This is a genomic window from Dyella flagellata, assembly GCF_030160275.1.
GTDB classification, from domain to species: Bacteria; Pseudomonadota; Gammaproteobacteria; order Xanthomonadales; family Rhodanobacteraceae; genus Dyella_B; species Dyella_B flagellata.
The window spans coordinates 171,319-184,595 of the sequence record NZ_BSOA01000048.1; the positions used below are offsets into that span (position 1 = coordinate 171,319).

Consider the following 13,277-nt stretch of genomic DNA (forward strand, 5'->3'; position numbering starts at 1 on the left):
ACATCCGGGACAGATCTGCATGCAAGCTTAGTCAACGACCCGGCTCTGCGGGTGACGCACCTGTCCATCGCCACGCACGACGAATCGCTCCACCGTCAACGCCTCCGCGCCCATCGGGCCGTACGCATGCAGGCGCGTGGTGGAAATGCCGATCTCCGCCCCCAGTCCCAATTCCCCACCATCGGAAAAACGTGACGAAGCATTGACCATCACCACCGCCGAGCGAATCGCTTGTACAAAACGGCGAGCGGATTCGTCGTTGCGCGTGGCAATGACCTCGGTGTGGTCGGAACCGAAGCGCTGGATATGGCCGATGGCCATGCCCAGGTCGTCGACCACGCGGACCGCGAGAATCAAGTCGAGAAATTCGGCGGCATAATCTTCATCCGTGGCTGGCCGCAAACCATCCACCAGCGCGCGCGAACGATCGCAGCCGCGTAGTTCAACGCCGCGCTCCTGCAATGCCTGCACAGCCTTCGGCAAGAAGGTCGCGGCGATGTCTCGATGGACCAACACCGTTTCCAACGCATTGCACACGCCGGGGCGAGACGTCTTGCCGTCGACCAGCAGGTTCAGGGCCAGCGCCTCGTCCGCCGAAGCATCGACGTAGAGATGGCAGACGCCCTTATAGTGCTTGATCACCGGCACGCGGGCGTGCTCGGCGACGAATTGGATCAGGCCTTCGCCGCCGCGTGGAATGGCCAGGTCCACGATGTCGCTGAGCTGCAGCAGCTCGATCATCGTTTCACGACGCAAGTCCTCGATCAGGGTGACTGCGGCAACGGGAATGTCGTGCTTTTCCAGCGCGGCATGCAAGGCCGAAGCAATCGCCTGGTTGGAATGCAATGCTTCGGAACCGCCGCGCAGGATCACAGCGTTGCCAGCCATCAGGCACAGGGCTGCAGCGTCGGCGGTGACGTTGGGGCGCGCCTCGTAGATCATCGCGATGACGCCGAGCGGAATGCGCACGCGCTCTATTTCCAGGCCGTTCGGGCGCGTGTCGCGCCGGGTGACCAGGCCGACCGGGTCGGGCAAGGCGGCGATTTCACGCACGGCGTTGGCGATGCCGGTGATGCGCGCTCCGTCCAGTCGCAACCGGTCCAGCATGGCGCCCTGGATGCCTTTGGCGGTGGCGTGCTGCAGGTCGCGCGCATTGGCTGCGAGTATGGCATCGCGTTGGTTTTCCAGCGCGGACGCCATGTCGTGCAGCAGCCTGCGCTTGCTCTCGCTGTCGAGTGCAAACATGGCTTGCGCGGCGTCCTTGCAAGCCAGGGCCAGGGTACGAATCTCGCTCATGCTTCCGATTCTCCTGCGATGATGGCCAGGTCATCGCGGTGGACGACCTCTGCGCCGTAGCTATAGCCCAACAGGGACGCAATATCACGACTATGCCTGCCAGCCAGGCGGCGTACCTCGGCCGCGCCGTACTGGCATAGTCCGCGAGCCACCGGGCGATCGTTGGCGTCGACGATTTCCACCAGGTCGCCGCGGTGGAATTCGCCGGCTACATCAACAATGCCGCCGGGCAACAGCGAGGCGCGCCCGCCGGTCAAGGCACGCACCGCCCCCGCATCGATGCTGACGTGACCGTTGCCGGCTGGCGCGTGGCGCAACCAGTATTTGCGTGCCTGCAGGCGATTGCCGGCAACATCGACCAGCGTGCCGCGCAAACAGTCGGCTTCCAGTGCTTTCACCGTAGTGGGCTCGCGACCACTGAACAGTGCGGTGGGGATGCCTGCAGCGGCTGCCTTCTCAGCCGCCTGCAGCTTGGTGCGCATGCCGCCGGTACCCACGCCAGTACCGCTGCCGCCAGCCATGGCAATGATTTGCGCCGTCAATTGCGGCACATGGCCAATAGGTTGCGCTGCCGGATCATGACGGGGATCGGCGTTGTAGAGCGCATCCACGTCGGAGGCAATCAGCAGCAGGTCGGCATCGACCAGGGCGGCGACGATGGCGGCGAGATTGTCATTGTCGCCCAGCTTGAGTTCGTCCACGGCCACGGTGTCGTTTTCGTTGACGACCGGCAATACGCGCAGCATCAGCAATTCGCGCAAGGTGGCACGCGCGTTGAGGTAGCGACGGCGATTGCGCAGATCGTCGTGAGTCAACAGCACCTGCGCCACTGGGCGCTCCGTCAGGCTCTGCCACAACGCGATCATCGGCGCCTGGCCCAGGGCGGCAAGCGCCTGCTTTGCCGCAAGCTCCGGCCCAGGCAAGGCGCGCGTACGCAACAGTGCACGGCCGGCGGCAACGGCACCGGAAGAAACCAGCACCACTTCGCGCCCTGCACGTTGGCTTGCGTCGATAAATCCAGCCAATGCTTGCGCATAGCGCGAGGTGAGGCCGCCGCCGTCGGCGGCCAGCAAATTGCTGCCGACCTTTAGCACCGCGCGGCGCCATGGCGGCAAGGCGTGTTCGGGCAGACTGACGATGCTCATTACCGATACGCTAGGCCGAAAGATTTTCCAGACGTTGTCTCAATGTATCCAGTTGCAGATCATTGCCCGAACCTGGCGAGGTGCGTGCGGCAAGACTGGATTCGGGCGTACGCCCCTCCCCAGCTGCCTGAGCCGCTTGCGCTGCCGCTCGATACGCCTCACGAAACGGCACCCCTGCGGCAGCTTGTTCGATCGCCACGTCGGTGGCGTACATCGCCGGCTCGATGGCGGCACGCATGCTCGCTTCGTTCCATTGCATGCGCGCGAGCAGATCGGGCAACAGTTCCAGCGCAGCCAGACCATGGGTCACGCCATGGAACAACGATCCCTTGGAGAATTGCAGATCACGCTGATAGCCCGATGGCAGCGATAGCAGTTGCTCGATCTCGCAACGTGCCGCGGCAACCGTGGCATAGGATGCGCGCAGCAGCTCCACTACGTCCGGATTGCGCTTGTTGGGCATGATCGAGCTGCCGGTGGTGTATTCGGCCGGCAGCGTTACAAAGTTGAATTCGGCGGTGGTGAACAGCGACAGGTCCCAAGCCAGGCGGCGTGCGTCCAGCATGGCGCTGCTCAAGGCTTCCATCGCGGCCATTTCGAACTTGCCACGGGACAACTGCGCGTAGATGGGCGATACCTGCATGCGGCCGAAGCCCAGCGCCTGCGTGGTATGCGCGCGATCCAACGGCAGATTCACGCCGTAGCCGGCGGCGGTACCCAAGGGATTGGTGTCGATCCACGCGGCGGTTTGTCGCGCGCGCCAGGCGTTGTCGACGAAGCCTTCCGCGAAACCGGCAAACCACATCGCGGTGGACGACACCACGGCTCGCTGTAGGTGCGTGTAACCAGGCAAGGGCAATGCCGGCTGGGCCGCACGCTGCAAGCACACATCGGCGATAGCGCGGCAATGGGTTTCCAGCAGCCCAAGCTTTTCCTTCAGCCACAAGCGCGTGGCAACGAGAATCTGGTCGTTGCGGCTACGGCCCGTATGCACGCGGCGGCCAGCATCACCAAGGCGCTCGGTCAAGCGAGCCTCGATGGCGGAATGGCCATCTTCGTAGGACTCATCCAGCACGAACCGTCCGGCGCGAAAATCCTCGGCCAACACCTCCAGCTCGCGCCTGAGATCTTCGCTTTCCTTCGCGCTGACCACGCCGATGTTGGCCAGCCCTTCCACATGGGCCTTGCTGGCCACGATGTCATGCAGGAAAAATTCCCGGTCCAGCAACACGTCGTCGCCAGCCAGAAACTTCATGATCTTCGCGTTGGTTTCGACGCCGGCTTTTTGCCAAAGGAGGTCGCTCATGCGTGAGCCTCTTGTCCGGTGGGAATCGAGGTGTATTCGTCCACACCGATCGCACGGTTGATGTTCTGCATGGCCTGCGTCGCAGCGCCTTTGAGCAGGTTGTCCAGCGTGGAAACCACCACCACGCGCTTGCCATCCGCCGACAGGGCAAAGCCGCCGATCTCGGCGTGATGCCGGCCGGCGATCTTGCTGACCCAAGGCGCCTCGTCGAGCACGCGTACCAGCTTTTCGCCTGCATAGGCTTGCTGGAAGCGCGCCAGCACGTCCTCGCGCTTCAAGGCGCGCGACAGGTAGAGATTGGTGGTAACGGTCAAGCCGCGGAAATGCGGCGCCACGTGCGGCATGAATTCCACCGGCAGCCCAAGATGCCGGCTCGCTTCCTTCTCGTGCATATGACCGGTGAGCGAGTACGGCATCAGGTTATCGCGCAGCTTTTCCGGATCGTTCTTGTCCGAGGGCGTGGTACCGGCGCCGGAATAGCCCGATACGCCGAAGCATACCGGCGGCGCGGCGAGCAGATCCTTCAGCGGCGCGACAGCTAGCTGGATGGCGGTGGCATAGCAGCCGGGATTGCTGATGCGTTTTTCGCCGCGCCATTTGTGGCGGGTGAGTTCGGGCAAGCCGTAATACCAGCGATCGTCAAAGCGATAGTCGGCCGACAGATCCACGATCAGTGGGTCCTGGCCCGCTGCGTCGAAGGCTTCCACGCAGGCTGATGCCTTGCCGTTAGGCAGGGCCAGCACCACCACGTCCGCCGCCAGCGCCGGCAGTTCCTCATGCGCAGGCGAGCTGTAGCGCAGATCGCCGCGATAGGCCTCGACATGGTCCTCAACTCGTTGGCCGTTAAGCTCGCGCGACGAAACATAGGCCAGCTCAAGCGAGGGGTGCGCCGCCACGAGCCGGATCAGTTCCGCGCCAGTGTGACCGCGCGCGCCGACAATGCCGATGCGTTTGTTGGAAATAACCATATTCGTCAGTCGATCAAGGTGGGTTGGCGCGCGGCGCAATGTTCCACGCAACGCGCGATCGTGTCGAAGCCATCGAGGCCATACCAGAACACTTTCCAGCGTTCCTGCTTGTAACAGCCATCCGACTCCGCGTAATAGAAATGGTTGATGTTGTTGCCGTGCCGCGAACGCCAGAACAGGCTGGGGTTCTCCTCACGCATCACCAGCCATACGGCGCGGCCCAAGCCTTCGCCCTGCGCATCGTCCAGCACGGCGAACTTGTCGAGGTAGACCAGGCCGTCTTCGCGGGTCAGGATCATCGCGGCGCGATAGTTTTCGCTGACATAGACGCGATACGGCCTGGTGCGTTCGAAATAGTCCTCGACCACTTTGCGGCCGAAGCTGGATTCGATCAGTCCGCGCAGGCGAACCTGGTCGACGCCATCCCAGCTTTCGAAGCAGAACACTTTCTCGCCGCGGCGCACCAGCGTACCCGAGCCCTTGTGCGTGAACAGTTCCTTGGCCAGTTCCGACGGACGCGTGATCGATACCGACGAGGTCAGCGGCAGGCTCTGCAGCAAGTCGGCAATCTGTTCGATCTTCACCCGCATGCCGCCACTGATCCAGGGCTGCTGAATCAGGTGCTCGTACTCGGTGCTCAGGTTGATCGAATCGATGACCTGCCCCTGGTCATCGAGCAGGCCGCCGGTGCCGGTGAGGAAAATGATCTTGTACGGTTGCAGCACGCGCACCAGTTCATTGGCGGCGAAATCGGCGTTGATGTTGAGGAACTGGCCTTCGTCCGTTTCGCCCAGGCTGGCGATGACCGGAATGGAACCTGCGCGCAGGCTCGCTTCGATCGGCGCAAGATTGATGCTGTCGACCTTGCCGACCATGCCGTAGACGTCCCGGTCGAGAAAGCTGGACATGAACACGCCCGAAGGCACCGACGTGGCGCGGGTATCCATCGCCTGCAGCGCTTCCACCAGCCGCAGGTTCTGCTGCTGGAAAACGCGACGCACGATGCCCAACGCCTTGGGCGAAGTAACACGCAGGCCACTTACGGTCTGCTTGGTGATGCCGGCCGCTTCCAGCTCCGCGTCGAGCTGTGGTCCCGCGCCATGCAGCACGATCGGGGTGAGCCCCACCTGCTGCAGGAAGGTCAGCGAGGAAGTAAGGTCGTTGAGTTCGTCGCGCAGCACCGCGCCGCCCACTTTCACCACCGCGAAGCGCTTGGCGTCCAGTTGCGAAAAACGCTTGAGGTACTGCTGGATTTCCTTGGCGCTGCCCATGGCGGAGAGCAGGCGCACGATGGTCTGGCGAGTGTTCTTATGCGCTTCCACGGTTCACGATCTCGTAGATGGTTTGGGCGTACTGCTGCAATTGATCCAGCGCGACCCATTCGTCGGCGGTGTGCGCTTGGGCGATGTCGCCAGGGCCGTAAACGAAAGAGACATAGCCGCCTTCGGAAAACAGCGCCGCTTCGGTCCAGAAATTCACCGCGTTGCCCACGGGAATACCGAGTTCATCGGCGATGTCGCGTGCGGCAAGGCGCCGTGCCTCGGCGTTGGGGACATCGCCCGCCGGCAAAGACATCCCGCGGAACAGCTCTTCATAACTGATCGGCACGGGTTCCACCAAGCTGCGAAAGGTTTCCAGCAGCTGATCCGGGTCCATGCTCGGCAACGGACGGAAGCCGAAGCGCACATCGGCGGTGGGCGCGATCATGTTGGCCTTGATGCCACCCTCCACTCGACCGATGTTGAAGCGCAAGCCGGTAAGACCGCCGAAGCGCTCGTGCGCCAGGCTGTCCACATGATCCAGCGCTGCAGCACCCCAACGTATCGCCTGGTGGACGGCGCTGTCGGTGGCCTTGATCTCGCCCGAAGCGTGACCAGCCTGCCCGCTGAAACGCATCTGCACCGAATGGATGCCACGATGCGCGAGCACCGCTTCGCCACGCGTCGGCTCGGCCACGATCACCGCCTCGTAGGGGTGCCCTTGCTTGAGAAAGGCCGCAATGCAGCGCGGATCATTGGCTTCTTCGTCGGTGGAGAACAGCAAGGCCAGATCACCGTCACAGGCGTTCGCCACGGCAACCAGCGCAGCGGCGGCGCCCTTGATGTCGCAGGCGCCCAGGCCGATCGCGCGATCCGCCGTCACTTCCAGCACGTGCGGATCGCGCGTCCAGTGCGGCGAATCCGGCACCGTGTCCAGGTGCACGTTGAACAGATACTTCGGCTTGCCGCGCACGGCGTACAGGGTTACCGCGCCGGCGCCTTGATCGGTCACCTGCACGTCGAAACCCGGCAACTGTTCGCGCAGGTAATCGAAGATGCCGCCGGTACCAATCGAACGCGGCGGATTGCGCGTGTCGAATGACACCAGTGCGCGCAAATGCTGCAGGGTGGCATCCAGCAAGGTGGAGCTGCCGAGCGCAGCGCTCATCGATTCACCTCGGCCCACAGCGTGCTGCTCATGCCGAACAGCTTGATGAAGCCTTCAGCTTCGGCCACGCCCCAGTCCGCCGCCTGCGCATAGGTGGCTCCCTTGGCGTTGAGTATGTGTCCAGACTCCAACGCGACCGCGGTGATGAGGCCGCCGTTGGTTTCCAGCGTGACCTCGCCGTTGACGGTGGCCTGGCTGGAAGCAAGGAAGGCTTCCAGATCGGTCTTCAGCGGATCGTGGAAGAAGCCTTCATACACCAGCTCCACCCATTTGCGCGCCACGTCCGGCTTGAAGCGGTTCTGCTGCTTGGTGAGCACGGCTTCTTCGAGCGCACGATGTGCGGCGAGCAAGGCGGTCAAGCCTGGCGCCTCGAAAATGATGCGACCCTTGAGGCCAATGGTGGTATCACCGGTGTAGATGCCGCGGCCCACGCCATACTGCGCCAGCAGCGTGTTGAGCTTGGCCAGCAGCTGGTGGCCGGCCATCTTCTCGCCATCCAGCGCCACCGCTTCGCCGTTGACGAAGCTCAGCTTCAGGCGCAGCGGTTTGGCCGGCCATTCGGAGCGCGGCTTGCACCAGCCGATCGCGCCTTCGCCGGGTACCAGCCAGCGATCGATCTCACCACCGGACATGGTCACACCGAGCAGGTTCTCGTTGATGGTATAGGCCTTCTGCTTGGCGCGCACGCCGAAGCCCTTGGCTTCCAGGTACTTCTGCTCGTAGGCGCGCACTTCGGTGTGCTCTTTCTGGATCTCGCGGATCGGCGCCACGATCTCGTAGTCGCCCTGCGCCTTCACCGCCAGGTCGAAACGCACCTGGTCGTTGCCCATGCCGGTGCAACCGTGGGCGATCGCCTTGGTGCCCAGCTCCGCGCAACGCTTGAGCGCGGCGTCCACGATCAGGTAGCGATCGGACACCAGCAGCGGATACTGCCCCTGGTAGCCCTCGCCCGCCCAGACGAAGGGTTTTACGAAACCGTTCCAGATCGCCGGGCCGCCATCGACGGTGACGTGGCTGGCTACGCCCAGTTCCTTGGCGCGCGCCTCGATATACGCGCGTTCCTCCGCGTCCACGCCGCCGGTATCGGCGAACACGGTATGCACGGCCCAGCCACGCTCTTGTAGGTAGGGAACACAGAAGCTGGTGTCGAGACCGCCGGAAAAGGCCAGAACGATGTCTTTGCTCATGATGCAAGATCCAAAAAAGGTGGGTTACACGGATTCGATGACAATGCGCGGTTCGCAGCGCACCGGAAAATTGACGGAATTGGCGATGAAGCAGGCATGGTGCGCATCGTCGTGCACCCGCTTGGCGGCTTCGGGATCGCTGTCTTTGCTGATGCTTACGCTCGGACGCAACACGACCTCGGTAAAGCGGCCATCGTTGCCATGTTCCACCAGCGTACCGACAGCTTCGTCGACGTAAGCGGTGACCACCACGCCCGCCACCGCCGCCAGATGCAGGTACCACAGCATGTGACAGCTCGACAGCGCCGCCACCAGCATGTCTTCGGGGTTGTGCTTGCTGCCGTCGCCGCGGAAGGCGGCATCCGACGAACCGGCGATCACCGGCTTGCCGGCCACATGCACTTCGTGCTCGCGGCCGTAGCCCTGGTAGGTTTTCGTGCCAGTGCCGTGATTGCCGGTCCACACGACCTGCACCGGGTATTGGTGCTGCTTATCTCCCATTTCCACGTTCCTCGGCTTGTTGCATCAGATCGGACAGTTCGGCATCGCGCCGGCCCTCGCGTTCGGCCAGGCCTTGCAGCACGCCCGCACGATTGCCGTCAGGATGGTTCTGGCTCAGCTTGAACTTGCCTTCGATACGCTCGATCGCGATATCGAGGCCCACGATCAGGCTCAGCATTTTCTCGATGTGGTCGGCCGGCGCATCGCTGACGTGCCAGGGCTTGGGCTGCGAAGCTTCATGGCGATCGGTCAACCGCTCCAGCAACTGGCGCAGCCATGCCGGATCTTCCACCACCCGCAGTCGACCATGGACCTGTACCACCGCGTAGTTCCAGGTAGGTACCTCGCGGCCGGTTTCGTGTTTGCTCGGATACCAGTTGGGACTGACGTAGCCATCGGCGCCGTGGAAGATCACCAGCACCGACACGCCATCGGCCTTGGCCAGTTCATTGCCACGCGCGACGTGTCCGTGCAGCGCGGTGTCACTGACCAGTTCCAACGGCAAGTGATTTGCCACCAGGCCGTCGGCACCGTGCATGACGACCGTGGCAAACGGGTAATCGCGCATAAGCGCATGCAATATGTCGACGCGCGTTTCGTGAAAGCTCTTGGGCAGGTACATGATGGACTCGCAGTGATCAGCGTTGCGCAATCAGCGATGCCATCACCGCCTTTTGCACGTGCAAGCGGTTTTCGGCTTCATCGATGGCGATGCAGGCCGGCGAATCCATCACGGCGTCGGTGGCCTTGATGTTCCGGCGCAGCGGCAGGCAGTGGCTGAACACACCGTTGTTGGTGAGCGCCATCTTTGCTTCATCGACGATGAAGTGCTTGTGCGCGTCGCGGATCGGCTTTTCCGCTTCCCAGCGGCCGAAGTACGGCAGCGCACCCCAGCTCTTGGCATACACCACATCGGCGCCACGGTAGGCCTCTTCGATGTTGTGGCTGACCGTGAGCGTGCCGCCGTTTTCCCTGGCGTTTTGTTCGCCGTAGGCCATGTAGCGCTCATCCAGCACGTAGTCGGGCGTGGGGCACAACAGCGTGACGTCCATGCCCAGCTTGGTCGCGATCAGCAGCGCCGAGTTGGCGACGGCGGTGTTCAGCGGCTTGGGATGATAGGTCCAGGTGAGTACGTACTTGCGGCCAGTGAGGTCGCCGAAGCGCTCCTTCAGCGCCAGCGCATGCGCCAGTTCCTGGCAAGGATGGGTGATAGTTTCCATGTTGATCACCGGCACCGTTGCGTGCTGCGCGAAGGCCTTGATCACCGCATCCTCGCGATCCACCGACCAATCCTGGAATTTGGGAAAAGCGCGCACCGCGATCAGATCGACATAGCGACTGAGCACGCGCGCCACTTCGGCGATGTGCTCTTCGGCTTCGCCGTCCATCACCACGCCGGGACGGAATTCGATCGGCCATGCATCCTTGCCTGGCGCAAGCACGATGGCATGGCCACCGAGATGGAATGCGCCCAGCTCGAAGCTCGTGCGCGTGCGCATCGAGGGATTGAAGAACAGCAGCGCCACGGATTTGCCGGCAAGCTGCTGGCCACGCGGGGAACGCTTGAAGACCGCAGCCTGCTCAAGCAAGGCATCGATTTCAGCGCGGCTGTAATCCTGGGTGGTGAGGAAGTGACGAAGCGACATCGTTGACTCCAGTCCAAAAAACAAAAAACCCGGCGCTAGGGCCGGGTTTAGTCGTCGTATTACACATGCAACGAAAGCGACAGCCTACCCGGCCAATTGTCGGTTCAGCGGTCGACGCGCACGCGAGGTCATGCCAGCGGCCATGCGGGCACTGGTAAGCACGGTAGCGGTATAGACGGCTGAAGACATGAGAGGTCCGGGTGGTTGAAGGGCCATCATGACGGGAATTTCGCTGCCATGCAACAGAAAAAATTCGCGCCGCAAAAAGAAAAGCGGCCGCGCTAGGGAGCCTCTGATCTCACTGCAACACCCGGCATGACGTCCAGAAGGCCCGCAGGCAGTGCCGCGCGGCACAGGGCAGACTGGCCGTCTGTTCAAGCCGCGGGGCACTCCCTGCGGGCCTTCTGGACGTCACCCCGTCATCAAAATTTAAAATGTTGGGGCCGCACTGTATGCGCGTCTGGCGGCGCCCCAGCGTCTAGACAGACGGCCAGTCTGCCTTCGCCACTGGGGCGCCGCCAGACGCGCATACAGTGCGGTGACGGGTGCTGCAGTGAGATCAGAGGCTCCCTAGGCGAGGCCGCCTTCAGTGGGCGCAGGTGCCGGTCAGTCGGCCGGCGAAACGCTTACCCGCACCCGCAGGCGTTCGCCCGGGTCGTAGCTGAGGCGCGAAATATAGACGTCGCCGTGATAACGATATTCCACGTCGTAGCCGATGATCTGGCGCTGCTCGCTGACCTGGTTCACCGGCTGGCACACCGTCTGGTTGCTGGTGTAGGTCTGTCCGCCGCTGGAGACGGAATTACCCACCGCGCCACCCGCCACCGCACCGCCCACGATCGCCGCAGTGTTGCCGCGGCCATGGCCAATGGTGCTGCCGAGCACGCCGCCGACCACGGCGCCAAGCACGGTGCCGACACCCTTGTTGCCCGGGGTCTGCTGCACCACCTGCTGGTCATAGCACTGGGTGCTGGGAGCGGAGGTGCGCGCCACGCCGTAGACCGGGTCGACGCGCAGCACGTCGGCCCAGGCATAGTGCGCGTTATCGGCGCCGGCACCGCCCGGCGGAGGGGGCGGCGGGGGGTAGTAGCCGCCTTGCTGGGCCATCGTGCCGGTGGCCGTCACGGCGAGCGCGAGCAGAACGATCAACCGCATCTTGTTATTCATAAATTCCTCCGGAAGAGGGCTTGAGGGCGCCTTTGGCGCATAGTCAAATTGCAACAAATTCACTCTGAATCCACGCTTAGAACGGGCGCAATTTGGTGCCACGCTGCGTGCCGGTTGCCGGAACTTTTTCGAGCTTCCGGCGGCGGCGCCGCAAGAGCTTGATAAGATGGCGGGCTTCGCCCCGACCGCGCCGCCCGCCATGCCGATCTCGCTCTACAACAGCCTCAGCCGCCGTCTCGAGCCCTTTGCGCCGCTCGATCCGAACCGGGTGACGCTGTACCTGTGCGGACCCACGGTCTACAACTACGTGCATATCGGCAATGCGCGTGGCCCGGTGGTGTTCGACGTACTGGTGAAGCTGCTGCGACGGCATTACCCCCAGGTCGTGTATGCCCGCAACATCACCGACGTGGACGACAAGATCAACGCCGCCGCCCTTGAACAGGGTGTGGCGATCGGCAGCATCACCAGCCGCTTCGCCCAGGCCTATCGCGAGGACATGGCCGGCCTGGGCATTGCCCCGCCGGACGTGGAACCCCATGCCACCGCGCACATCGGCCAGATCATCGAAATGATCCAGGCGCTGATCCGTGGCGGTCATGCTTACGAGGCACAAGGCCATGTCCTGTTCGACGTGGCCGCCTACCCGACCTACGGCGCACTGTCCGGCCGCGACACCGACGAGCTGATCGCCGGCGCGCGGGTGGAAGTGGCGCCCTACAAGCGCAATCCCACCGATTTCGTGCTGTGGAAGCCGTCCACGCCGGAACTTCCCGGCTGGGACAGCCCCTGGGGCCGCGGGCGGCCCGGCTGGCACATCGAATGCTCGGCCATGAGCGCCGCCCACCTGGGTGAAACCATCGACATCCATGCCGGTGGCGTGGACCTGCTGTTCCCGCATCACGAAAACGAAATCGCCCAGTCCACCTGCGCGCACGGCGGCAAGGTGTTCGCGCGCTGGTGGATGCACAACGGCATGCTTACCTTCGATGGACGCAAGATGTCCAAGTCGCTGGGCAACGTGCTGCACGTGCATGCCCTGCTCAAAATGCATCCGCATGAGGCGTTGCGCTTGCTGCTGCTGCGCGGCCATTACCGGCAGCCGCTGGACTGGTCGGATGCGGCCATCGCCCAGGCCATCAGCACACTGGATGGCTGGTACCGCGTGCTGCGCGAGTTGAGCGGCATCGAGCTTGACGGCACCCAGCCGCTGCCCGTGCCGGAGCGCCTGGAAGCCGCCCTTTGCGATGACCTCAACACGCCGCAAGCCCTGGCCGAATTGTCGGTGCTAGCCGATGCCGCGCGGCAGGCGCCCAGCCCGGCCACCAAGGCCGCCTTGCTGGGCGGCGGCGCGGTGCTGGGCCTGCTGCAGCAGGATCCTGAAGCCTGGTTCAAGCAGGCCGGTGGTAGCGAGGTGGATGCCGGGCAAGTCGAGGCCCTGCTGGAAGAACGCCGCGCCGCCCGCGCCGCGCGCGACTTCGCCCGGGCGGACGCGATCCGTAACGAGCTGACGTCCATGGGCGTGGTGATCGAGGATGGCGCCCAGGGCACGCGCTGGAGCGTGGCCAAGCATTGACAAGCATTGAAATGGAGCGGTTCGGCCCGAGTTAGGACGGACCGCGCGATAATAGGTC

At 63.5% G+C, this 13,277-nt stretch carries 12 protein-coding genes; 1 reads left to right on the forward strand and 11 read right to left on the reverse strand.

Going from position 1 to position 13,277, the window contains the following annotated elements; genetic code table 11:
- Nucleotides 1-27 precede the first annotated feature (27 nt).
- The 11 genes from QQJ96_RS19710 to QQJ96_RS19760 all read right to left on the reverse strand — a co-directional run bounded on the left by QQJ96_RS19710 (nucleotide 28) and on the right by QQJ96_RS19760 (nucleotide 11,643).
- Nucleotides 28-1,296, reverse strand: coding sequence for a glutamate-5-semialdehyde dehydrogenase (locus QQJ96_RS19710; RefSeq protein WP_284333740.1), 1,269 nt, complete (start codon nucleotides 1,294-1,296; stop codon nucleotides 28-30).
- Nucleotides 1,293-2,441: a glutamate 5-kinase gene (gene proB / locus QQJ96_RS19715; protein WP_284333741.1), complete on the reverse strand. Its 1,149-nt coding sequence runs from the start codon at nucleotides 2,439-2,441 to the stop codon at nucleotides 1,293-1,295. Before proB ends, QQJ96_RS19710 begins: the two co-directional genes overlap by 4 nt.
- A 10-nt stretch (nucleotides 2,442-2,451) precedes the next feature.
- Entirely contained in the window at nucleotides 2,452-3,747 is a 1,296-nt protein-coding gene (argH, locus tag QQJ96_RS19720; protein ID WP_284333742.1) for an argininosuccinate lyase, read from the reverse strand.
- On the reverse strand, nucleotides 3,744-4,715 hold the full coding sequence (gene argC / locus QQJ96_RS19725) for an N-acetyl-gamma-glutamyl-phosphate reductase (protein WP_284333743.1): 972 nt from the start codon (nucleotides 4,713-4,715) through the stop codon (nucleotides 3,744-3,746). Before argC ends, argH begins: the two co-directional genes overlap by 4 nt.
- 5 nt (nucleotides 4,716-4,720) lie before the next feature.
- Nucleotides 4,721-5,986: an acetylglutamate kinase gene (locus QQJ96_RS19730; protein WP_284333816.1), complete on the reverse strand. Its 1,266-nt coding sequence runs from the start codon at nucleotides 5,984-5,986 to the stop codon at nucleotides 4,721-4,723.
- A gap of 37 nt (nucleotides 5,987-6,023) precedes the next feature.
- On the reverse strand, nucleotides 6,024-7,142 hold the full coding sequence (locus QQJ96_RS19735; RefSeq protein WP_284333744.1) for an acetylornithine deacetylase: 1,119 nt from the start codon (nucleotides 7,140-7,142) through the stop codon (nucleotides 6,024-6,026).
- Entirely contained in the window at nucleotides 7,139-8,332 is a 1,194-nt protein-coding gene (locus tag QQJ96_RS19740) for an argininosuccinate synthase (protein WP_284333817.1), read from the reverse strand. The genes QQJ96_RS19735 and QQJ96_RS19740 overlap by 4 nt, the downstream gene beginning before the upstream one ends.
- Before the next feature lie 21 nt (nucleotides 8,333-8,353).
- Nucleotides 8,354-8,830: an OsmC family protein gene (locus QQJ96_RS19745; RefSeq protein ID WP_284333745.1), complete on the reverse strand. Its 477-nt coding sequence runs from the start codon at nucleotides 8,828-8,830 to the stop codon at nucleotides 8,354-8,356.
- Nucleotides 8,820-9,452, reverse strand: a complete 633-nt coding sequence (locus QQJ96_RS19750; protein ID WP_284333746.1) for an FMN-binding negative transcriptional regulator — start codon at nucleotides 9,450-9,452, stop codon at nucleotides 8,820-8,822. Before QQJ96_RS19750 ends, QQJ96_RS19745 begins: the two co-directional genes overlap by 11 nt.
- Nucleotides 9,453-9,468: 16 nt before the next feature.
- Complete coding sequence (locus QQJ96_RS19755) at nucleotides 9,469-10,476, reverse strand: N-acetylornithine carbamoyltransferase (RefSeq protein ID WP_284333747.1); 1,008 nt, start codon at nucleotides 10,474-10,476, stop codon at nucleotides 9,469-9,471.
- Nucleotides 10,477-11,082: 606 nt separating this feature from the next.
- Complete coding sequence (locus tag QQJ96_RS19760) at nucleotides 11,083-11,643, reverse strand: glycine zipper 2TM domain-containing protein (RefSeq protein ID WP_284333748.1); 561 nt, start codon at nucleotides 11,641-11,643, stop codon at nucleotides 11,083-11,085.
- 199 nt (nucleotides 11,644-11,842) lie between these two features.
- Between QQJ96_RS19760 and cysS the strand changes: the two genes are divergently transcribed.
- Complete coding sequence (cysS, locus tag QQJ96_RS19765) at nucleotides 11,843-13,219, forward strand: cysteine--tRNA ligase (protein ID WP_284333818.1); 1,377 nt, start codon at nucleotides 11,843-11,845, stop codon at nucleotides 13,217-13,219.
- The last annotated feature ends 58 nt before the right edge of the window (nucleotides 13,220-13,277 follow it).

What these genes read in the sequence shown, in the direction of transcription:
- QQJ96_RS19710 (WP_284333740.1), bottom strand. Translation starts at nt 1,296, where the DNA reads ATGAGCGAGATTCGTACCCTGGCCCTGGCTTGCAAGGACGCCGCGCAA.
- proB (WP_284333741.1), bottom strand. Translation starts at nt 2,441, where the DNA reads ATGAGCATCGTCAGTCTGCCCGAACACGCCTTGCCGCCATGGCGCCGC.
- argH (WP_284333742.1), bottom strand. Translation starts at nt 3,747, where the DNA reads ATGAGCGACCTCCTTTGGCAAAAAGCCGGCGTCGAAACCAACGCGAAG.
- argC (WP_284333743.1), bottom strand. Translation starts at nt 4,715, where the DNA reads ATGGTTATTTCCAACAAACGCATCGGCATTGTCGGCGCGCGCGGTCAC.
- QQJ96_RS19730 (WP_284333816.1), bottom strand. Translation starts at nt 5,986, where the DNA reads ATGGGCAGCGCCAAGGAAATCCAGCAGTACCTCAAGCGTTTTTCGCAA.
- QQJ96_RS19735 (WP_284333744.1), bottom strand. Translation starts at nt 7,142, where the DNA reads ATGAGCGCTGCGCTCGGCAGCTCCACCTTGCTGGATGCCACCCTGCAG.
- QQJ96_RS19745 (WP_284333745.1), bottom strand. Translation starts at nt 8,830, where the DNA reads ATGGGAGATAAGCAGCACCAATACCCGGTGCAGGTCGTGTGGACCGGC.
- QQJ96_RS19750 (WP_284333746.1), bottom strand. Translation starts at nt 9,452, where the DNA reads ATGTACCTGCCCAAGAGCTTTCACGAAACGCGCGTCGACATATTGCAT.
- QQJ96_RS19755 (WP_284333747.1), bottom strand. Translation starts at nt 10,476, where the DNA reads ATGTCGCTTCGTCACTTCCTCACCACCCAGGATTACAGCCGCGCTGAA.
- QQJ96_RS19760 (WP_284333748.1), bottom strand. Translation starts at nt 11,643, where the DNA reads ATGAATAACAAGATGCGGTTGATCGTTCTGCTCGCGCTCGCCGTGACG.
- cysS (WP_284333818.1), top strand. Translation starts at nt 11,843, where the DNA reads ATGCCGATCTCGCTCTACAACAGCCTCAGCCGCCGTCTCGAGCCCTTT.